General features: G+C 51.5%; 29 protein-coding genes. 2 read left to right on the top strand and 27 right to left on the bottom strand.

What is annotated here, in order from left to right; translation table 11 throughout:
- Nucleotides 1-5: 5 nt before the first annotated feature.
- The 23 genes from rplN to fkpA form a co-directional block, all read right to left on the bottom strand.
- Nucleotides 6-377, bottom strand: a complete 372-nt coding sequence (gene rplN, locus ACN28R_RS21365; protein ID WP_000613954.1) for a 50S ribosomal protein L14 — start codon at nucleotides 375-377, stop codon at nucleotides 6-8.
- A gap of 167 nt (nucleotides 378-544) precedes the next feature.
- Nucleotides 545-799 carry a 30S ribosomal protein S17 gene (rpsQ, locus tag ACN28R_RS21360; RefSeq protein WP_011095505.1) on the bottom strand — a complete coding sequence of 85 codons (255 nt, stop codon included), beginning with the start codon at nucleotides 797-799 and terminating at the stop codon, nucleotides 545-547.
- On the bottom strand, nucleotides 799-990 hold the full coding sequence (gene rpmC, locus ACN28R_RS21355; RefSeq protein WP_048637248.1) for a 50S ribosomal protein L29: 192 nt from the start codon (nucleotides 988-990) through the stop codon (nucleotides 799-801). Before rpmC ends, rpsQ begins: the two co-directional genes overlap by 1 nt.
- The gene (rplP, locus tag ACN28R_RS21350; protein ID WP_009111208.1) at nucleotides 990-1,400 is read right to left on the bottom strand and encodes a 50S ribosomal protein L16; all 411 of its coding nucleotides are present in this window, start codon (nucleotides 1,398-1,400) and stop codon (nucleotides 990-992) included. The genes rpmC and rplP overlap by 1 nt, the downstream gene beginning before the upstream one ends.
- Before the next feature lie 12 nt (nucleotides 1,401-1,412).
- Nucleotides 1,413-2,114: a 30S ribosomal protein S3 gene (rpsC, locus tag ACN28R_RS21345; RefSeq protein WP_048637247.1), complete on the bottom strand. Its 702-nt coding sequence runs from the start codon at nucleotides 2,112-2,114 to the stop codon at nucleotides 1,413-1,415.
- A 17-nt stretch (nucleotides 2,115-2,131) separates the two neighbouring features.
- Nucleotides 2,132-2,464 carry a 50S ribosomal protein L22 gene (gene rplV / locus ACN28R_RS21340; RefSeq protein WP_012764045.1) on the bottom strand — a complete coding sequence of 111 codons (333 nt, stop codon included), beginning with the start codon at nucleotides 2,462-2,464 and terminating at the stop codon, nucleotides 2,132-2,134.
- 14 nt (nucleotides 2,465-2,478) lie between these two features.
- The gene (gene rpsS, locus ACN28R_RS21335) at nucleotides 2,479-2,757 is read right to left on the bottom strand and encodes a 30S ribosomal protein S19 (RefSeq protein WP_001138115.1); all 279 of its coding nucleotides are present in this window, start codon (nucleotides 2,755-2,757) and stop codon (nucleotides 2,479-2,481) included.
- A 16-nt stretch (nucleotides 2,758-2,773) separates the two neighbouring features.
- Complete coding sequence (gene rplB, locus ACN28R_RS21330; protein ID WP_048637245.1) at nucleotides 2,774-3,595, bottom strand: 50S ribosomal protein L2; 822 nt, start codon at nucleotides 3,593-3,595, stop codon at nucleotides 2,774-2,776.
- A 19-nt stretch (nucleotides 3,596-3,614) separates the two neighbouring features.
- On the bottom strand, nucleotides 3,615-3,917 hold the full coding sequence (gene rplW / locus ACN28R_RS21325) for a 50S ribosomal protein L23 (RefSeq protein ID WP_009111205.1): 303 nt from the start codon (nucleotides 3,915-3,917) through the stop codon (nucleotides 3,615-3,617).
- Nucleotides 3,914-4,519, bottom strand: a complete 606-nt coding sequence (gene rplD / locus ACN28R_RS21320; RefSeq protein WP_048637244.1) for a 50S ribosomal protein L4 — start codon at nucleotides 4,517-4,519, stop codon at nucleotides 3,914-3,916. The genes rplW and rplD overlap by 4 nt, the downstream gene beginning before the upstream one ends.
- Before the next feature lie 10 nt (nucleotides 4,520-4,529).
- On the bottom strand, nucleotides 4,530-5,159 hold the full coding sequence (rplC, locus tag ACN28R_RS21315) for a 50S ribosomal protein L3 (protein ID WP_048637243.1): 630 nt from the start codon (nucleotides 5,157-5,159) through the stop codon (nucleotides 4,530-4,532).
- A gap of 32 nt (nucleotides 5,160-5,191) precedes the next feature.
- Nucleotides 5,192-5,503 carry a 30S ribosomal protein S10 gene (gene rpsJ / locus ACN28R_RS21310; RefSeq protein WP_001181005.1) on the bottom strand — a complete coding sequence of 104 codons (312 nt, stop codon included), beginning with the start codon at nucleotides 5,501-5,503 and terminating at the stop codon, nucleotides 5,192-5,194.
- Nucleotides 5,504-5,800: 297 nt separating this feature from the next.
- Nucleotides 5,801-6,274 carry a bacterioferritin gene (gene bfr, locus ACN28R_RS21305; protein WP_048637242.1) on the bottom strand — a complete coding sequence of 158 codons (474 nt, stop codon included), beginning with the start codon at nucleotides 6,272-6,274 and terminating at the stop codon, nucleotides 5,801-5,803.
- 72 nt (nucleotides 6,275-6,346) lie between these two features.
- On the bottom strand, nucleotides 6,347-6,541 hold the full coding sequence (gene bfd / locus ACN28R_RS21300; protein ID WP_072065831.1) for a bacterioferritin-associated ferredoxin: 195 nt from the start codon (nucleotides 6,539-6,541) through the stop codon (nucleotides 6,347-6,349).
- A 202-nt stretch (nucleotides 6,542-6,743) separates the two neighbouring features.
- Nucleotides 6,744-7,928: an elongation factor Tu gene (tuf, locus tag ACN28R_RS21295; protein WP_048637241.1), complete on the bottom strand. Its 1,185-nt coding sequence runs from the start codon at nucleotides 7,926-7,928 to the stop codon at nucleotides 6,744-6,746.
- A gap of 68 nt (nucleotides 7,929-7,996) precedes the next feature.
- Nucleotides 7,997-10,105: an elongation factor G gene (gene fusA, locus ACN28R_RS21290; RefSeq protein WP_048637240.1), complete on the bottom strand. Its 2,109-nt coding sequence runs from the start codon at nucleotides 10,103-10,105 to the stop codon at nucleotides 7,997-7,999.
- A 94-nt stretch (nucleotides 10,106-10,199) separates the two neighbouring features.
- Nucleotides 10,200-10,670 (bottom strand): 30S ribosomal protein S7, encoded by a 471-nt coding sequence (gene rpsG, locus ACN28R_RS21285; RefSeq protein ID WP_009111198.1) that lies wholly within the window; start codon nucleotides 10,668-10,670, stop codon nucleotides 10,200-10,202.
- Nucleotides 10,671-10,766: 96 nt separating this feature from the next.
- Entirely contained in the window at nucleotides 10,767-11,141 is a 375-nt protein-coding gene (rpsL, locus tag ACN28R_RS21280) for a 30S ribosomal protein S12 (RefSeq protein WP_021013355.1), read from the bottom strand.
- A gap of 131 nt (nucleotides 11,142-11,272) precedes the next feature.
- The gene (gene tusB / locus ACN28R_RS21275) at nucleotides 11,273-11,560 is read right to left on the bottom strand and encodes a sulfurtransferase complex subunit TusB (protein WP_095835419.1); all 288 of its coding nucleotides are present in this window, start codon (nucleotides 11,558-11,560) and stop codon (nucleotides 11,273-11,275) included.
- A 23-nt stretch (nucleotides 11,561-11,583) separates the two neighbouring features.
- The gene (gene tusC, locus ACN28R_RS21270) at nucleotides 11,584-11,943 is read right to left on the bottom strand and encodes a sulfurtransferase complex subunit TusC (RefSeq protein ID WP_048637238.1); all 360 of its coding nucleotides are present in this window, start codon (nucleotides 11,941-11,943) and stop codon (nucleotides 11,584-11,586) included.
- A 20-nt stretch (nucleotides 11,944-11,963) separates the two neighbouring features.
- Nucleotides 11,964-12,353, bottom strand: a complete 390-nt coding sequence (tusD, locus tag ACN28R_RS21265; RefSeq protein ID WP_048637237.1) for a sulfurtransferase complex subunit TusD — start codon at nucleotides 12,351-12,353, stop codon at nucleotides 11,964-11,966.
- Nucleotides 12,353-13,075: a helix-turn-helix transcriptional regulator gene (locus ACN28R_RS21260; RefSeq protein ID WP_048637236.1), complete on the bottom strand. Its 723-nt coding sequence runs from the start codon at nucleotides 13,073-13,075 to the stop codon at nucleotides 12,353-12,355. Before ACN28R_RS21260 ends, tusD begins: the two co-directional genes overlap by 1 nt.
- A gap of 189 nt (nucleotides 13,076-13,264) precedes the next feature.
- Nucleotides 13,265-14,083, bottom strand: a complete 819-nt coding sequence (gene fkpA / locus ACN28R_RS21255; RefSeq protein ID WP_095835867.1) for an FKBP-type peptidyl-prolyl cis-trans isomerase — start codon at nucleotides 14,081-14,083, stop codon at nucleotides 13,265-13,267.
- 273 nt (nucleotides 14,084-14,356) lie between these two features.
- Here fkpA and ACN28R_RS21250 point away from each other — a divergent pair, with 273 nt between their 5' ends.
- Nucleotides 14,357-14,575, top strand: a complete 219-nt coding sequence (locus ACN28R_RS21250; RefSeq protein WP_048637235.1) for a SlyX family protein — start codon at nucleotides 14,357-14,359, stop codon at nucleotides 14,573-14,575.
- Nucleotides 14,576-14,772: 197 nt separating this feature from the next.
- Here the strand turns inward: ACN28R_RS21250 and slyD are convergent, their stop codons facing one another.
- The 4 genes from slyD to kefG form a co-directional block, all read right to left on the bottom strand.
- Nucleotides 14,773-15,339: a peptidylprolyl isomerase gene (slyD, locus tag ACN28R_RS21245; RefSeq protein WP_095835417.1), complete on the bottom strand. Its 567-nt coding sequence runs from the start codon at nucleotides 15,337-15,339 to the stop codon at nucleotides 14,773-14,775.
- A 133-nt stretch (nucleotides 15,340-15,472) separates the two neighbouring features.
- Nucleotides 15,473-15,667 (bottom strand): YheV family putative zinc ribbon protein, encoded by a 195-nt coding sequence (locus tag ACN28R_RS21240; RefSeq protein WP_048637233.1) that lies wholly within the window; start codon nucleotides 15,665-15,667, stop codon nucleotides 15,473-15,475.
- A 30-nt stretch (nucleotides 15,668-15,697) separates the two neighbouring features.
- A complete protein-coding gene (gene kefB / locus ACN28R_RS21235; RefSeq protein WP_095835416.1) occupies nucleotides 15,698-17,506 on the bottom strand; it encodes a glutathione-regulated potassium-efflux system protein KefB in 1,809 nt (602 codons plus the stop codon).
- Between the two features lies 1 nt (nucleotide 17,507).
- Complete coding sequence (kefG, locus tag ACN28R_RS21230; protein WP_048637231.1) at nucleotides 17,508-18,059, bottom strand: glutathione-regulated potassium-efflux system ancillary protein KefG; 552 nt, start codon at nucleotides 18,057-18,059, stop codon at nucleotides 17,508-17,510.
- Nucleotides 18,060-18,187: 128 nt separating this feature from the next.
- Between kefG and ACN28R_RS21225 the strand changes: the two genes are divergently transcribed.
- Complete coding sequence (locus ACN28R_RS21225; RefSeq protein WP_095835414.1) at nucleotides 18,188-20,101, top strand: ABC transporter ATP-binding protein; 1,914 nt, start codon at nucleotides 18,188-18,190, stop codon at nucleotides 20,099-20,101.
- Nucleotides 20,102-20,121 lie beyond the last annotated feature (20 nt).

Here is a 20,121-nt window from a genome sequence, read left to right as displayed (position 1 = left end):
GCTCCTTAGAGTACTTCTGGTGCCAGAGAGATAATTTTCATGAACTTCTCATTACGCAGTTCACGAGTTACCGGCCCAAAAATACGCGTACCGATAGGCTGTTCGCTGTTATTGTTTAAAATAACGCAAGCATTTCCATCGAAGCGAATGACAGAACCGTCTGGGCGACGAACACCCTTCTTGGTGCGCACCACAACCGCCTTCAGCACATCGCCTTTCTTCACCTTACCGCGAGGAATTGCTTCCTTGATGGTAATTTTGATGATATCGCCGACGCCTGCGTAGCGACGGTGCGAGCCACCTAGAACCTTGATACACATTACGCGACGTGCACCGGAGTTGTCGGCCACATTCAGCATAGTCTGTTCTTGGATCATGTTAGTGCTCCGCTAATGTCAACTACTACTTTAGGACCCATGATAGGCCATTTAAATGCCCCATAATTAAGGGCGCAGCATTATAACACCGCTTCCTGAATATGGGTAGAAAAAATAAACGGCCCAATTACTGAGCCGTTTATCATAACGAGAAGAGCGCTACTGTATTACAGAATCGCTTTCTCTACAACGCGAACAAGCGTCCAAGACTTAGTTTTGGACAGCGGACGGCATTCGCGGATTTCAACCACGTCACCGATACCGCATTCGTTGTTCTCGTCATGTACGTGCAGCTTAGTCGTACGTTTGATGAACTTACCGTAAAGAGGGTGTTTCACGAAACGTTCGATGGCAACAACCATGGATTTCTCCATTTTGTCGCTTACGACGCGGCCTTGCAGAGTACGGATTTTATCGGTCATTACGCACCCGCCTTCTCAGTCAGTAAAGTCTTAACACGTGCAACATTACGACGCACTTGTTTCAACAGGTGAGTTTGTTGCAGCTGGCCACTTGCCGCCTGCATGCGCAGATTGAATTGTTCGCGCAGCAGTTCGAGCAGCTCGGTATTCAGCTCTTCAACACTCTTTTCACGCAGCTCTTGTGCTTTCATTACATCACCGTCTTAGTTACAAAGGTGGTTTTGATCGGCAGTTTCGCTGCTGCCAGTTGGAATGCCTCACGGGCTAACTCTTCCGGCACACCGTCCATTTCGTACAGGACTTTACCTGGCTGAATCAAGGCAACCCAATACTCTACGTTACCTTTACCTTTACCCATACGTACTTCAAGCGGCTTTTCAGTGATCGGTTTGTCCGGGAATACACGGATCCAGATCTTACCTTGACGCTTAACGGCACGAGTCATGGCACGACGTGCAGCTTCGATTTGACGAGCGGTCAGGCGACCACGGCCAACAGCTTTCAGACCGAAAGTGCCGAAGCTAACATCCGTACCTGCAGCCAGACCACGGTTGCGGCCCTTGTGCATCTTACGGAATTTTGTACGCTTTGGTTGTAACATCAGCGACTCTCCTTACTTGCGGCCTTTACGCTGCTGCTTTTTAGGTTGAGCAGCCGGTTTTTCCGGTTGTTCAACGGCAGCCATACCACCCAGGATCTCACCTTTGAAGATCCACACTTTCACACCGATAACACCATAAGTAGTGTGCGCTTCGGAGGTGTTGTAGTCGATATCCGCACGCAGCGTGTGCAACGGAACGCGACCTTCACGGTACCATTCGGTACGCGCGATTTCAGCGCCGCCAAGACGGCCGCTTACTTCAACTTTGATCCCTTTAGCGCCCAGACGCATGGCGTTCTGTACGGCACGCTTCATCGCACGACGGAACATAACACGACGTTCCAGCTGAGAAGTGATGCTGTCAGCAACCAGTTTAGCGTCTAACTCAGGTTTACGGACTTCGGCGATGTTGATCTGCGCCGGCACGCCAGCGATTTCCGCTACGGCTTTACGCAGTTTTTCAACATCTTCACCTTTTTTACCGATAACGATACCCGGGCGAGCGGTGTGAATGGTCACACGGATGCTTTTTGCCGGACGTTCGATAACGATACGAGAAACGGAAGCTTTTTCCAGTTCCTTCGTCAGGTATTTACGAACTTTAAAGTCGCTGTCCAGGTTGTCAGCGAATTCTTTGGTATTCGCATACCAGGTAGAGTTCCAAGGTTTGACAATACCCAGTCGAATACCATTAGGATGTACTTTCTGACCCATTGCTAGTCTCCAGAGTCTCAGCGATCGGACACAACCACAGTAATGTGGCTGGTACGCTTCAGGATGCGATCCGCACGACCTTTAGCACGCGGCATAATGCGCTTCATGCTCGGGCCTTCGTCGACGAAGATTTTCGCAACTTTCAGATCATCAATGTCAGCGCCATCGTTGTGCTCTGCGTTAGCAATGGCAGACTCCAGTACTTTTTTAACCAGACCAGCAGCTTTCTTGTTGGTGTAGGTCAGAATATCCAGAGCTTGCGACACTTTCTTACCGCGAATCAGGTCAGCCACCAGGCGAACCTTCTGGGCAGAAGAACGAGCATGGCGATGTTTAGCGATAGTTTCCATCTCTTCCTCCTACCTTATTTCTTCTTGGCTTTTTTATCAGCCGCGTGGCCGCGATAAGTACGAGTCGGCGCGAATTCACCCAGTTTGTGACCGACCATTTCATCGGAAACAAACACCGGAACGTGCTGACGACCATTATGGACAGCGATGGTCAAACCGATCATGTTTGGAAAGATCGTTGAACGACGGGACCAAGTGCGCAAAGGCTTCTTGTCTCCGCTTTCCACCGCTTTCTCTACCTTCTTCAGCAAGTGCAGGTCAATAAATGGACCTTTCTTGAGAGAACGTGGCATGGTTTATCCTCTAAAATTATTTAGTACGGCGACGTACGATAAACTTATCAGTACGCTTGTTGCTGCGGGTCTTCTTACCTTTGGTCTGTACGCCCCACGGAGAAACCGGGTGCTTACCAAAGTTACGACCTTCACCACCACCGTGCGGGTGGTCTACCGGGTTCATCGCCGTACCGCGAACGGTAGGACGAACACCACGCCAGCGAGCAGCACCTGCTTTACCCAGAACGCGCAGCATGTGCTCCGCATTACCGACTTCGCCCAGCGTAGCGCGGCAGTCAGATTCGACTTTACGCATTTCGCCAGAACGCAGACGCAGGGTAACGTAAGCGCCATCACGTGCAACGATCTGAACGTAAGCACCGGCAGAGCGAGCCAGCTGGCCGCCTTTGCCTGGTTTCAGTTCTACGTTGTGAACCGTTGAACCGACCGGGATGTTACGCATCGGCAAGGTGTTACCTGCTTTGATTGCAGCATCAACGCCAGATTGAATCTGGTCACCTGCTTTAAGGCCCTTCGGCGCCAGGATATAACGGCGTTCGCCGTCTTTGTACAGAACCAGCGCGATATTCGCGGAACGGTTCGGATCATACTCCAGACGCTCAACAACAGCAGGAATACCATCTTTGTTGCGTTTAAAGTCAACCAGACGATATTGCTGTTTATGACCACCACCGATGTGACGGGTAGTGATGCGGCCATTGTTGTTACGGCCACCGGATTTGCTGTTTTTTTCCAGCAACGGGGCATAAGGTTTGCCCTTGTGCAGCTCAGGGTTAACCACTTTAACAACGTGGCGACGACCCGGAGATGTCGGTTTACATTTAACAATTGCCATTGTTCTTTACTCCTCCGACTTACTCTGCGCCGCCGATGAAGTCCAGATTCTGGCCTTCTTTCAGGGTGACGTAAGCTTTTTTCCAGTCGCTACGACGACCGATACGCTGTCCATGACGTTTCACTTTTCCTTTAACTACCAGGGTGCGAACATCATTAACTTCGACTTCAAACAGTTTCTGCACGGCGGCTTTGATTTCTGCTTTTGTCGCGTCTTTAGCAACTTTGAGTACGATGGTGTTGTTCTTTTCCATCGCTGTAGACGCTTTTTCAGAAACGTGCGGCGCGCGCAAAACTTTCAGCAGACGTTCTTCACGGATCATGCGAGCATCTCCTCAACTTGCTTAACAGCTTCAGCAGTCATGACGACTTTGTCGAAGGCGATCAAGCTAACTGGATCGATACCGGCTACATCACGCACATCAACCTTGTACAGGTTACGCGCCGCCAGGAACAGATTTTCATCCAGTTCACCGGTGATGATCAGTACGTCTTCCAGCGCCATGTCTTTCAGTTTCTGTGCCAGCAGCTTGGTTTTCGGCGCTTCTACAGAGAACTTCTCGACAACGATCAGACGATCTTGACGTACCAGTTCGGACAAAATGCTTTTCAGCGCGCCGCGGTACATCTTTTTGTTAACTTTCTGACTGTGATCCTGAGGCTTGGCAGCGAAGGTTACGCCACCGGAACGCCAGATCGGGCTCTTGATAGAACCTGAACGCGCACGGCCGGTACCTTTCTGACGCCATGGTTTTTTACCGGAACCAGTTACTTCAGCACGGGTCTTCTGAGCGCGAGTACCTTGACGGGCACCTGCTGCATAAGCAACAACAACCTGGTGTACCAGCGCTTCGTTGAAATCACGACCGAAGGTAGTTTCGGAAACAGTCAGCGCGCTTTGCGCGTCTTTCAATACTAATTCCATTGCTATCTCCTCACGCCTTCACAGCTGGTTTAACGATCAGGTCGCCGCCGGTTGCACCCGGAACAGCACCCTTAACCAGCAGCAGGTTGCGCTCAGCGTCAACACGCACTACGTCCAGGCTTTGAACGGTTACACGCTCGTTGCCCAGTTGGCCTGCCATTTTCTTGCCTTTGAACACTTTGCCCGGAGTCTGGTTCTGACCGATAGAACCCGGAACGCGGTGAGACAAGGAGTTACCGTGGGTAGCATCCTGGGTACGGAAGTTCCAGCGCTTAACCGTGCCGGCAAACCCTTTACCTTTAGATGTACCAGTAACGTCTACTTTTTTAACGTCTGCGAAAATTTCAACACTAATGCTCTGACCTACAGTGAACTCTTCGCTTTCAGAAAGACGGAATTCACGCAAAGTACGGCCAGCTTCTACGCCGGCTTTAGCAAAGTGGCCCGCTTCTGGTTTGGTAACGCGGCTTGCTTTTTTAGCACCGGTTGTTACCTGTACAGCGCGGTAACCGTCGTTAGCCAGGTCTTTAACCTGAGTGACGCGGTTTGCTTCAATTTCGATAACGGTTACAGGGATAGATACGCCATCTTCAGTGAAGATACGGGTCATGCCCACTTTTTTACCGACTAAACCAATCATTGTTTCAACCTCTCAATCGCTCAATGACCTGATTAACCCAGGCTGATCTGCACGTCTACACCGGCAGCCAGATCCAGACGCATCAGAGCATCAACGGTTTTCTCGGTTGGCTCAACGATGTCAACCAGACGCTTGTGAGTGCGAATCTCGTACTGATCGCGCGCATCTTTATTGACGTGCGGAGAAATCAGAACGGTAAAGCGCTCTTTGCGGGTCGGCAGCGGGATCGGACCACGGACTTGCGCACCAGTGCGCTTAGCAGTCTCGACGATTTCCGCGGTTGATTGATCGATCAGACGATGATCAAACGCTTTCAGGCGGATACGGATTCTTTGGTTCTGCATGAGACCAGAGCTCCAATTATTTTATAAACGTAAATGATTACTCCTCACACCCATTTCGATTGATGGGGGAGTGTAATCGTTAGTACATAACCCCCATATCGGGAGTATTGTTTTGGCTAATTAATGAACTTAGCCCTCTGATTCAATAAGCAATCAGACTCACCTTAGTTTTGGTAAGCCCGCGCATTATACGCAAATTGACGCAAGAAGCAACAAGAAGGATGAAATGATTAATGTGGCGGCCGGGCGACAATATGCCCGGCCGTAATAGATATAAGTCATGATTTAAAGCGCAATTTATTGTTCTTTAAGCTGACTCTGCAGATAGTTTTGTATGCCAAGACGGGATATCAGATCCAGCTCGGTTTCCAGCCAATCGATATGGCCTTCTTCATCTGTCAGGATTTCTATCATCAGGTCTCTACTGACGTAATCATGTACAGAATCCGAGTAAGCAATGGCTTCACGTAAGTCTTTGGCGCCATCCAGCTCGAGTTGAAGGTCGGAACGAAAGATCTCTTCAACATCTTCGCCGATGTTAAGTTTCCCCAAATCTTGCAGATTTGGAATACCTTCGAGAAATAAAATGCGTTCAATGTAACGATCCGCGTGCTTCATTTCGTCAATAGACTCATGATACTCGTGGTCGTTGAGACGGGTTAATCCCCAGTTTTTAAACATCCGGGCATGTAGGAAATACTGATTGATTGCTACTAACTCATTACCCAATAGCTTATTCAAATACGTAATGACTTTTTTATCGCCTTTCATGACACGCTCCTCCGCTCCAGTTCTTAAAGTGTAGAACCGGTAAACAGGGAGTCAAAAAAAAGACCTTACATTTTATGCTACTTCATACATATCAATAAGTTGTGCTCGTTCTTCTTCAAATATATCCCTCGCATGTCGAATGCATTTGCCGCAATCCGTTCCAATCGGAACTAACTTACGCAGTTGCTGCATAGACTGAGGCTGATACTGACGAACTACCTTGCGGATCGCTTTATCAGAAACGGCATTACACAAACAAACATACATACCAAAGCAACTCATTTTTGTGCCGGCTAGCTGGCCAATAACTCTCAGGGCCGCCGCGGGCGATGTTTAAAACCGCTCCCAGCGATTTTTCAATCAATGCCTCATTGTAAATAGGAATTATTTTTATTTCAATTCACATTAATAACTACAGGCGTAAAAAAAGGCACCGCAGTGCCTTTTTCATGCTTTCGTCAATCAGCGATTAAGCGATAACTTTAGCAACAACGCCCGCGCCAACGGTACGGCCGCCTTCACGGATAGCGAAACGCAGGCCGTCATCCATTGCGATTGGCGCAATCAGAGTAACAACCATCTTCACGTTGTCGCCCGGCATTACCATTTCCACGCCTTCCGGCAGTTCGATGGTTCCGGTTACGTCAGTCGTACGGAAGTAGAACTGCGGACGGTAGCCTTTGAAGAACGGAGTATGACGGCCGCCTTCATCTTTGCTCAGGATATACACTTCAGATTCAAACTGAGTATGCGGCTTGATGGAGCCTGGTTTAGCCAGTACCTGACCACGTTCAACGTCATCACGTTTGGTACCGCGCAGCAGTACGCCCACGTTCTCGCCCGCACGGCCTTCGTCCAGCAGTTTGCGGAACATTTCAACGCCGGTACAAGTTGTTTTCGTGGTGGCTTTGATACCAACGATTTCAACTTCTTCACCAACCTTGATGATACCGCGCTCTACACGACCGGTAACAACCGTACCACGACCAGAGATGGAGAATACGTCTTCGATCGGCAGCAGGAACGGCTTGTCGATGGCACGTTCTGGTTCCGGGATGTAAGTATCCAGGGCTTCAGCCAGTTCGATGATTTTTGCTTCCCACTCGGGTTCGCCTTCCAGCGCTTTCAGCGCGGAACCACGAATGATAGGAGTATCATCACCCGGGAATTCGTACTGAGACAGCAGTTCACGCACTTCCATCTCAACCAGTTCCAGCAGTTCTTCATCATCAACCATGTCGCATTTGTTCAGGAACACGATGATGTAAGGAACGCCAACCTGACGACCCAGCAGGATGTGCTCACGAGTCTGCGGCATCGGGCCGTCAGTCGCGGCAACAACCAGGATCGCGCCGTCCATCTGCGCAGCACCGGTGATCATGTTTTTCACATAGTCGGCGTGTCCCGGGCAGTCAACGTGTGCGTAGTGACGGGTCGGGGTATCGTATTCAACGTGAGAGGTGTTGATGGTGATACCACGCGCTTTTTCTTCCGGTGCGTTATCGATCTGATCGAATGCACGGGCAGCACCGCCGTAGGTTTTAGCCAGAACGGTAGTGATCGCTGCAGTCAGCGTTGTTTTACCATGGTCAACGTGGCCGATAGTACCGACGTTGAGGTGGGGTTTTGTACGTTCAAATTTTTCTTTAGACACGGCGATATTCCTTACTCTAATGCTCTCTCCCTATGGAGAGAGCACGGTTCAATGTTTTAAAACCCGGATTATTTACCACGGGCCTCAATAACGGCCTGAGCCACGTTGTTCGGCGCTTCAGAGTACTTCAGGAACTCCATGGAGTAAGAAGCACGACCCTGAGTCTGCGAACGCAGATCGGTAGCATACCCAAACATTTCGGATAACGGTACCTGGGCACGAATAGTCTTGCCGGTAGCGGTATCTTCCATACCTTCAATGATACCGCGGCGACGGTTCAAGTCACCGATTACGTCACCCATATAGTCTTCAGGCGTTTCAACTTCAACTTTCATGACGGGTTCCAGCAGAACCGGCTTAGCGCGTTTAAATGCTTCTTTAAACGCGATAGACGCTGCCAATTTAAACGCCAATTCAGAGGAGTCGACATCGTGGTAAGAACCAAAATGTAAGCGGACGCCCAAGTCTACAACCGGATAACCAGCCATCGGACCTGATTTCAGCTGTTCCTGAATACCTTTGTCAACGGCTGGAATGTATTCGCCAGGAATCACACCACCCTTGATTTCGTTGACGAATTCGTAACCCACACCGCCCGGCTCCAGCGGGTACATATCGATAACGACATGACCGTACTGACCGCGACCACCAGACTGTTTCGCGTGTTTCCCTTCCACATCCTTAACGGTATCGCGGATGGTTTCACGGTAAGCAACCTGCGGTTTACCGATGTTGGCTTCTACGTTGAACTCACGACGCATACGGTCAACGATGATTTCCAGGTGCAGTTCGCCCATACCGGCGATGATGGTCTGGTTAGATTCTTCGTCAGTCCATACGCGGAAAGACGGGTCTTCTTTCGCCAGACGGCCCAGAGCCAGACCCATTTTTTCCTGGTCAGCTTTGGTTTTCGGTTCTACCGCGATGGAAATAACCGGTTCAGGGAATTCCATACGTTCCAGAATAATCGCATGATCCGGATCACACAGCGTATCGCCAGTGGTCACATCTTTCAGGCCGATTGCCGCAGCAATATCGCCCGCGCGAACTTCTTTGATCTCTTCACGTTTGTTAGCGTGCATCTGAACGATACGGCCGAAACGTTCACGTTGAGTTTTCACCGAGTTCAGTACGGTATCACCGGAGTTAACCACCCCAGAGTACACGCGGAAGAACGTCAGGTTACCCACAAACGGGTCGGTAGCGATTTTGAATGCCAACGCAGAAAACGGTTCTTTATCGTCAGAATGACGCTCGGCCGGCGTATCTTTACCGTCGTCCAGGATGCCCTTGATAGCAGGTACATCGGTCGGAGCCGGCAAATACTCGATAACCGCATCCAGCATTGCCTGCACGCCTTTGTTCTTGAACGCGGAACCACAGGTAACCAGGATGATTTCGTTGTTCAGAACACGATGACGCAATGCTTTTTTGATTTCTTCTTCGGTCAGTTCTTCACCGCCCAGGTATTTATCCATCAGCTCTTCAGACGCTTCAGCTGCGGACTCAACCAGATTCTGGTGCCATTCCTGGGCCAGATCCTGCATATCAGCCGGAATCTCTTCATAGGTGAAGGTGATGCCCTGATCGGCTTCATTCCAGTTGATCGCTTTCATTTTCACCAGGTCGACAACGCCGGTGAAATGTTCTTCAGCGCCAATAGCCAGCTGAAGCGGTACCGGATTCGCACCCAAACGGGTTTTAATCTGACCGACCACTTTCAGGAAGTTCGCGCCCATACGGTCCATTTTGTTAACGAACGCAATGCGCGGCACTTTATATTTATTCGCCTGACGCCATACGGTCTCAGACTGCGGCTGAACACCACCGACCGCACAGTAAACCATTACTGCACCGTCGAGTACACGCATGGAACGTTCTACTTCAATCGTGAAGTCAACGTGTCCCGGGGTGTCGATGATGTTGATACGATGGGGTTCATACTGCTTGGCCATACCTGACCAGAAAGCAGTCGTCGCAGCAGAAGTAATGGTGATCCCACGTTCCTGCTCCTGCGCCATCCAGTCCATGGTAGCTGCGCCATCATGAACTTCACCGATTTTATGGTTCACACCCGTGTAGAACAGAATACGTTCAGTCGTGGTGGTTTTACCGGCGTCGATGTGTGCACTGATACCGATATTGCGGTAGCGTGCAATTGGTGTTGTACGAGCCATTTGTTTCCTCTATATCCTAGGGCGTTCAATCAGTAACCCAAGCGGGTTGGCTTTTGAAGCGCCCGCCTGGTTTAGCATAACTACAGCGAAGGGATTACCAACGGTAGTGAGCGAACGCCTTGTTGGCTTCAGCCATACGGTGAACGTCTTCACGTTTCTTAACAGCAGTACCTTTGTTTTCTGCTGCATCAGAAAGTTCGTTCGCCAGGCGCAGAGCCATGGATTTATCACCGCGTTTACGAGCAGCTTCAACGATCCAACGCATTGCCAGGGCATTGCGGCGAACCGGACGGACTTCTACTGGCACCTGGTAAGTAGACCCACCAACGCGACGCGACTTAACTTCGACAGTCGGGCGAACGTTGTCCAGAGCTACTTCAAAAGCTTCCAGGTGGTCTTTACCAGAACGCTGAGCCAGGGTCTCCAGCGCGGTATAGACGATTGCTTCGGCGGTAGATTTTTTACCATCTACCATCAGGATATTTACAAATTTGGCCAACAGCTCTGATCCGAACTTAGGATCCGGCAGGATTTTACGTTGACCAATGACGCGACGACGTGGCATGGAAATACTCCGTTGTTAATTCAGGATTGTCCAAAACTCTACGAGTTTAGTTTGACATTTAAGTTAAAACGTTTGGCCTTACTTAACGGAGAACCATTAAGCCTTTGGCTTCTTCACGCCGTACTTGGAACGGGATTGCTTACGGTCTTTAACACCGGAGCAGTCCAGCGCACCACGAACGGTGTGGTAACGAACACCCGGCAGGTCTTTAACACGACCGCCACGGATCAGGATCACTGAGTGTTCCTGCAGGTTATGACCTTCACCACCGATGTAGGAGGTAACTTCAAAACCGTTGGTTAAACGAACACGGCAGACTTTACGCAGTGCGGAGTTCGGTTTTTTCGGAGTGGTGGTATATACACGAGTACATACACCACGTTTCTGCGGGCATGCTTCCAGCGCCGGAACGTTGCTTTTAGCAACCTTCAGGGCGCGTGGTTTGCGTACCAGCTGGTTAATTGTTGCCATTAAAAAAGCTCCTGGTTTTTGCTTCGTAAACACGTAATAAATCGTCTCGTACTTGCGCAGGGCAAAGTATGAGGACGCAGAATTTTAGGGCTGGCTGAGAAAGGAGTCAAGAAATATACAAAAATTCAGCGTTACCAAGCCAGCTGTTTAGGGTATTGAACCGTCAATTGAACAAACTGATTATAGTCAATCAATGGAATATTGTCTGAAATTTGTGCAGTCAGCCCTCTGGCGTCCGCATCATTTTTCAAAACATACAGAAGGACCGCGGCGTTGAGCAGGCGGTTCGCCATATCGGTATCGGCCAGCGCGGCGATAACGCCGTCCTGCAATAGCACCACGGCGTCGTCTGGCCCCAAACACCGCAACAGCGCATCAATGTCGCTGTGATAAGGGGAACGGGAAAGAGTATGCAACATAGATAGAAACACTCGCGCTAACGCTAAAATGAGAGAACCGAGCGGTAATCCGCCAGCCGATGCCTTAATACTTCAGGGGAAAGGAGCTCAACGTCCAGAACCCAATCGGTATCCAAAGCAATCCCCCGTTGCTGAAGAGACGCCTCGCACACATAGCAATGCTTGATGTCATACAGCGGCAGCACGCCAAATGTCGCAATGTAATTACGCATCAAAATCTTTTCCGGCTGCTGCCCCGGCAGTAGCTGTAATACGCCATCGCCGATAAAGAAGACGCCGATATCTTCCGTCAGCGCGGACATCGCAAGGAGTGCATCCAATCCTTCCCGGCCGGACGCGCTGCCGTGAGGCGAGTGGGTAAAAACAAAAGCGACATGCTTCATGACTCTGCCTTGAAATCGTATTAAAACTGGATAACCCGATCGCAGGTCAGAACGGATTGCGCCAGTTCGCCAAGACCGCTTAAGGTAAAGCCATCCTGCAAATTCGCCGCCCCCAGATTCAACTGCTCAGCCTGTTGCCGATCGGTAACGCCGCGGCGCAACGCGGCGGCGACGCAGACATTCAACATCACATGATGTTCCTGTCCCAAACTCTGCCAAGCCCGTACCAGATCAAATTCATCATTCGCCGGCGCGGTGAGCTGATTGGCATTCAGCACGCCTTCACGGTAGAAGAAAACGCTTTCCAACCGATGCCCTTCATCCAGTACGGCTTGAGCAAATTGCAAAGCGCTGCTCGCTTGCTGTGTACCATAAGCCGGGCCGGTAACCAGCAGACAATAATGCAACATCAGCGTTCGTGCCCGCTGAAATCGCCGCTTTTAAACTGGCGAATATAGAGATACACCGTATGTTTGGAGATATTCAAACGCTCGGCGACCTGATTAATCGCATCTTTAATATCAAAAATACCCTTCTCATACAGACTCAGAACAATTTGCCGGTTTTTCGCATTGTTAGAGACATTCCGGTCCGCATTGACTTCCTCAATGGAAAATTCCAGCGTTTGCGCGACGAGATCGTCAACCGACGAAGCAAAGTTCACAGAAGGCGCGACTTCATGCGTCTCAGGAGGAAGAAACGTTTGTACAATCTGAGAAAAAGGCACATCCAGATTCATATTGATGCAGAGTAAGCCAATTACTCGCTGTTCGCGGTTGCGAATGGCTATCGTGACCGACTTCATCAACATGCCGCTTTTAGCGCGGGTGAAATAAGCCTTCGACACGCTACTGTCTTCTCCGGCCATGTCATGCAACATGCGCAATGCGAGGTCGGTAATCGGCGAGCCGATTTTCCTGCCCGTATGTTCTCCATTGGCAATCCGTACGGCGGAACATTTCAGATCGTCAAGAGAATGCAGCACGATTTCACAGTGCTCGCCAATCAACATGGCCAGGCCGTCAACCACCGCTTCATACGATTTCAGGATCTCATAATCCGTTTGGCTAAACGGGCGTTCATCCAGCAAATCAAGGTCGTAAGATTCGCCAGACACAAGCGAATTAGACATGGTAAACACCATCCTCTACGTCATCTATTTGTTGTCTTGACAGGGAACACAGTCTAGCAAATGTCCACTCGCGCGTCCTTGAAATTAACAGTTTCGTTTCCATACGTTGAACTTACTCACCTTTATTGAACAGATAAAAAAACCGCAGACATAGCCTGCGGTTTATCAATTTTCGAACCGAGTAACGGATTACTGCGCGCTTTTCTCTTCTGCGGCAGGTTTTTCAGCCTTCGCATCATCGGCCGCTTTCACATCGGCTTCGGATTTGATATCCAGCAGCTCAACGTCAAACACCAGCGTAGAGTTGGCCGGGATACCGGGGACACCGGTTTCGCCGTATGCCAGGGTCGGTGGAATGACCAGTTTAATTTTGCCGCCCTTCTTAACGTGTTTTAACCCTTCCGTCCAGCCAGGGATCACACCGTCAAGACGGAAAGACAGCGGCTCGCCGCGTTTGTAGGAGTTATCAAACTCGTTACCGTCAACCAGCGTGCCTTTGTAGTTAACGACAACCGTATCGCTGTCTTTCGGCGCACTGCCGTTGCCTTCTTTCTCAACCTGATACAGCAGACCGGATTCGGTTTTCTTCACGCCTTTTTCTTTAGCGAACGCATCACGATACTTGGTGCCTTTATCCGCATTCTCTTGCGCATCCTGCTTCATTTTGGCTTCAGCCGCCGCTTTTACGCGACCTTCGAAACCTTGCAATGTTTTTTCAATTTCTTCGTCGCTCAGCTTGCTCTTATCGGCAAACGCATCCTGAACACCGGCAATCAGTTGATCTTTATCCAACTTGATACCCAGTTTTTCCTGCTCTTTAAGGGAGTTATCCATGTAACGCCCCAAAGATGCGCCTAACGCATAAGCCGCAGCCTGCTCATCATTCTTGAATTTGGCTGTCGTCGCCGTATCAGACGCCTGCGCCGTTTCCGCTGCCAGCGCCTGGCCGGCATTCAGCGTCAGAGCCATTGACGTTGCTAACAGCGTTACCTTAAACAGTGATTTCATCCATTTCTCCAGCATCTGGAGCAACACGCTCCAGCCATCATTAAAAATAAATTCGCAACTACTATAACTGCGCGCACGAAGACAACACAACGACACACGCGACAATCCTTTGATAAAAAACGTCTGGAACGTTTTTAACATCACTCTTGAATCGCCCAAGAGCGGGCAAGGATCTTCAGATTGCCTATTGCGCCCTATTCCGACCGTTTTTACTACCAGAAGTTTCCTCTTTCTGACAAACTCTCGGGGAAATGGGAAGTAAGAGGAAAACCTATGTCACCGTCTTTATTTGAAGAACGGCTCGAACTGCTGGAAAGCCGACAGGCCTTTCAGGAATTGACGATTGAAGAGCTGAATCAGACGATTATCCAACACGAGCGGGAAATCGGCCGGCTGCGCGAGCAAATGCGTCTGTTGACGGAAAGATTGCGTACCCAGCAAACCTCATTAGTCGCCCCGCAGTCCGAAGAAACGCCGCCGCCGCACTATTAATGTCGACTGACCGAAAGGTATGCAGGCATAAAAAAATGGCGGGAGCGTTTTTCAACATCGCTTGCGACGGGCGGGCAAGGACGCCCGCCATAAAAAACATCAGGGCACAGCGTCGCTCTGCCCTGATGTGATATGCCGGGTAAACCAACGAACCATTTACCCCAAAACGATGTCGGTCGGCCCTCAGGCCGGACGGATTAGTGGCACCCGCATCCGCCGTTACCGCCACAACCGCCTTGACCATGTTCATGGTCGTGGTCATGACCGCCGCAACAGCCGTCGCCATGTTCATGGCCGTGTTCACCGTGAACATGACCATGAGCCAGCTCTTCTTCCGTCGCTTCACGGATCGCAACAACCTCAACATTGAAGCTCAGGTTCTGGCCAGCCAGCATATGGTTGCCATCAACCACAACGTGATCGTCTTCAACTTCGGTAATTTCAACCGGCACCTGTCCCTGATCGGTTTCCGCCAGGAAACGCATGCCGACCTGAAGTTCGTCTACGCCCATGAATACATCTTTGGGCACGCGCTGAACCAGGTTTTCGTCATAATTGCCATAAGCATCGTTAGACGCGATATTAACGTCAAAATGGTCGCCCACGGTACGGCCTTCCAATGCGTTTTCCAGGCCGGAAATCAGCGAGCCATGGCCATGCAGATAGTCCAACGGCGCACTCACCGGAGACTCATCAACCAATACACCGTCTTCTGTTCGTACCTGATAGGCCAGACTGACCACCAGATCTTTTGCTACTTTCATGATATCTCCTACCGTTGGAAATCAAACTGGCGCAAATTGTAGCTGAAAAAAATCCCCATGTACCGCCCGGAATAAAAAAACGTCCGGAACGTTTTTTAATGCCGCGTTCAGCGGGCATGAAGAAGTCACCAGTCTACTCCGGGTGAAAAATGCCGATAATTTCATCCGCAGGACGCCCGGCAATCATGTCGGGTTCATCCGAACGGCTTTGTTGATAGCCGCACTTTACGCAGACGACCGTTTCCGTCTGATTTTCACGCCCGACGGCCAGCGTATCCTGCGTCTGACATTGAGGGCAGATCGCCCCGGCAATAAAGCGTTTACGCATATTGTCCCGACTTACATTTCAGTTTAGGCATTATTCAAACTCTTCCCAGTCATCCAAGCGGCGGCGCTCATGCTGCATTTCCTGCTGAAAGATGTCTTCCAGTTCGCGGCGCGCTTCCTTCACCCGGGATATTTGCGCCACATCGTTTTGTAACTGCGGCATCAGTTCTCGCAACATCCGCATATCCAAACGGCGAAAATGCTGCTGGGCGCGATAGGCCTGATGAGGATGCATCCCCAACGACATCAGCGCTTTGCGGCCCAACTCCAACGAACTGGAAAACGTTTCACGGGAAAAATGTTTAACCCCCGCCTGCAAGAGCTCATGCGCTTCAACACGGCCACGCGCCCGGGCCAGGAGTTCCAGATGAGGGAAATGCTGCTGGCACAAATGTACTATCGCCATCGTATCTTCCGGCGTATTGCAGGTGATGACGATCGACTGCGCCTTTTCCGCTCCCGCCGAACGCAATAGCTCCAACTCGGTCGCATCACCATAGTATACTTTATAACCATAACTGCGCATCAAACTAACGACGCTGATATCGCGCTCCAGCACCGTAATACGCATTTCATTGGCCATCAGCAAGCGGCCGATCACCTGCCCGAAACGTCCGAATCCCACCACAATCACCTGCGGTTCATCATCGGCAACGTAAGGTTTCTCGTCGGGCACGTCCACCGTGTTATAGCGGCGAGTCAGAATACGATCGATGAGCTGCATTAATAGCGGGGTCGTCATCATCGAGAGCGTCACCGTCACCAACAGCAGCGGCAGTTGGTCGCCTTGCAGGACGTTGTACGTCGAGGCGGCTGAAAACAGCACAAACGCAAACTCACCGCCCTGGCTCAATACGCCGGCAAACTGTAAGCGTTCCGATCGGCGCATGCGGTTAATGCGGGCCAGGACATAAAGCACCGTACCTTTTACCGCCACCAGTATCAGTACGGCGATCAGCACTTTCACGATATGAACATAGAGAATGCCGAGGTTGAGCGCCATGCCGACGGAAATAAAGAACAATCCCAGCAGCAGCCCCTTAAACGGCTCAATGGCGATCTCCAGCTCATGGCGATATTCGCTTTCAGCTAACAGCACACCGGCAATAAAGGTGCCCAGCGCCATCGAAAAACCTAACGCTTCCATAAACAGCGCCGAACCCAGCACCAACAACAGCGCCGCCGCGGTAAACACTTCACGCACGCCGGAGGCGGCGATAAAACGAAACAGCGGACGCACCAGATAACGACCGCCGATCAACATACCGGCGAATGCCGCGACCTTGAGCGCCACTTGGTTCCAGTCATCAATCTCGCCCTGGACGCCCGCCAGAATCGGGATCAGGGCCAGCGCCGGTATCACCGCCAAATCCTGAAACAACAGGACGGAAAATCCCAGTTGCCCGGACTCGTTGCGATTCATCCCTTTTTCACGCATCAGCTGCAACGCCATCGCCGTCGACGACATCGCCAGCCCCAGCCCGCCTATCAGCGCGGACTGCCAGGAGAAATCCGTCAGATAAAGCACGCCGCCCAGTACCAGCGTGCTCACCCCGACCTGCGCGGCGCCGACGCCAAAAATAGAGCGCCGTAGCGTCCACAGTTTTTTCGGATTCAGCTCCAACCCGATGATAAACATCAGAAAAACCACGCCGAGCTCGGAAAAATGCAGAATCGCGTCAACGTCGCGGATAAACCCTAATCCCCAGGGGCCGATGGCGATCCCGGCGATCAGATAACCCAATACCGCGCCGATACCCAGGCGCGCCGCAATCGGTACGGCGACGACCGCCACAAACAAAAACAGAACGCCGGCGGTAAGCAGCGTAGAACTTTCCATATCAGCGCTCCTCGGGGGAAAAAGGAGACGCCAGCCATTGGGCATAGGCCAGCGCATGACTGGACAACACATCGGGCGGCAGACGGCGCGCCCAGTAAACAATCATGGGTTTGATCCAGCGCATACGGCACAGTGAGGCGGTCATCTCAAACGGACGCAGAAAATCGTCCATCGGATAGTGGCGCTTACCGCCAATCCGATAGGCTTCCTCCGGTTCACCGGTAGTAATCACCGAGCGCCAATGTTTTCCCGCCAGCGCGTTACCGCCGACGCCGTTGGCGAAACCGCGAGATAAGACTCGGTCAAGCCACTCCTTTAATAAAGCGGGGCAACTGTAGGTATAAAGCGGATGCTGGAACACGATTACCTGATGCTCGCGCAACAGCTGTTGTTCATGATAAATATCGATAAAAAAATCAGGATAATGCGCATACAGATCATGCACCGTGACATTATCCAGCTGTTGCGCCGGTTGCAGTAAAACCCGGTTCGCCACCGAGTCTTGTGATTCCGGATGGGCATACAGCAGCAGAATCTTGGGTGGCTGCGACATCATTCCCCTCCAAAGCGTCGTCATGGTGGTCATTTTCCGCTACCATGCAGCGCAACGACTAAAAAACAGGACACGATGGTCCTGATATCAAGTCAATAATTTAACATACTCTGAACATACGGCGCTTTATGATTGTTTTCTCCTCGCTGCAAATTCGACGTGGTGTACGCGTTCTGCTGGACAATGCAACGGCGACCATTAATCCGGGCCAGAAGGTCGGTTTAGTGGGTAAGAACGGCTGTGGTAAATCTACCCTGTTAGCATTACTAAAAGGTGAAATCAGCGCCGACGGCGGTAGCGCCACTTTTCCTCAGGGCTGGGCGCTGGCCTGGGTCAACCAGGAAACGCCGGCTCTGGATGTGCCGGCCATTGACTATGTTATCGACGGCGATCGGGAATTCCGCCAGCTTGAGGCCGAGCTGCAACGCGCCAACGAAAATAACGACGGCCACGCCATTGCCACGCTTCACGACAAGCTGGATGCCATTCAAGCCTGGACGATTCAGGCCAGAGCCGCCAGTTTACTTAACGGACTCGGTTTTTCTCAATCGCAGTTGCAACAGCCTGTCAGCGCCTTCTCCGGCGGTTGGCGCATGCGTCTCAACCTGGCGCAGGCGCTAATCTGCCGTTCCGATCTGCTATTGCTGGATGAACCCACCAACCACCTTGATTTGGATGCGGTTATCTGGCTGGAAAAGTGGCTGAAAAGTTATCCGGGCACGCTGGTGTTGATTTCGCACGACCGTGACTTCCTCGATCCCATCGTTAACAAAATATTGCACATAGAGCAACAGACGCTTAACGAATACACCGGCAACTACACCTCTTTCGAACAGCAGCGAGCCACGCGGCTGGCGCAGCAGCAGTCGCTATACGAGCATCAGCAGGAGCGCGTCGCGCATCTGCAGCACTATATCGACCGTTTCCGCGCCAAGGCGACCAAAGCCAAGCAGGCGCAAAGCCGGATAAAAATGCTGGAGCGCATGGAAATGATTGCTCCCGCCCATGTGGACAACCCGTTTCGCTTCAGTTTCCGCGCCCCGGAGTCGCTGCCTAATCCCCTGCTGAGAATGGAGAAAGTCAGCGCCGGTTACGGCGACAAACTGATCCTGGAGTCGATCAAGCTGAATCTGGTCCCCGGTTCACGCATCGGGCTGCTGGGCCACAATGGCGCAGGGAAATCGACGCTGATCAAACTTCTGGCGGGCACGCTGGCGCCCATTCACGGCGAAATCGGTCTGTCCAAGGGCGTGAAACTGGGTTATTTCGCCCAGCACCAGTTGGAGTTTCTGCGCGCCGATGAATCGCCATTGCAACATATGGTGCGTTTGGCGGAGCGGGAAACCGAACAGCAGTTGCGCGATTATCTCGGCGGCTTCGGTTTTCAAGGCGACAAGGTGACGGAAATCACCGAACGCTTCTCCGGAGGGGAAAAAGCCCGGCTGGTGCTGGCGCTTATTGTCTGGCAGCGGCCAAACCTGCTGCTGCTGGATGAGCCCACCAACCACCTGGATCTGGATATGCGGCAGGCGCTGACGGAAGCGCTGATCGATTTTGAAGGCGCACTGGTAGTGGTATCGCACGACCGGCATCTGATCCGCTCCACCACCGACGATCTCTATCTGGTCCATGACCGAAAGGTGGAGCCTTTTGATGGCGATCTGGAAGATTACCAGCAATGGCTGATGGAGAGGCAGCGTCAGGACGGCGGCGACGACGACGCCCCCAAAGAGAACGCCGCCAATAGCGCCCAGGCCAGAAAAGAGCAGAAGCGGCGAGAGGCCGAATTGAGAGCCCAGACGCAGCCCCTGCGTAAGCAAATCGCCCGGCTTGAACAGCAGATGGAAAAATTGGGCGCGGAGCTGGAAGCCATTGAGGCCAAACTGGCGGACACCGGGCTTTATGACGTCAGCCGCAAGGCCGAACTTACCGACTGTCTGCAACAGCAGATAAAGGTGAAGACGGATTTGGAAGAAACCGAAATGGCATGGCTTGATGCGCAGGAACAGTTGGAGCAAATGAACCAGCAACTCTCATCCTGACGTTTCTTTAGCGACAGGCC

This window comes from Brenneria goodwinii, assembly GCF_002291445.1.
Classification (GTDB): domain Bacteria; phylum Pseudomonadota; class Gammaproteobacteria; order Enterobacterales; family Enterobacteriaceae; genus Brenneria; species Brenneria goodwinii.
This window is presented reverse-complemented; position numbering and strand designations above follow the sequence as displayed.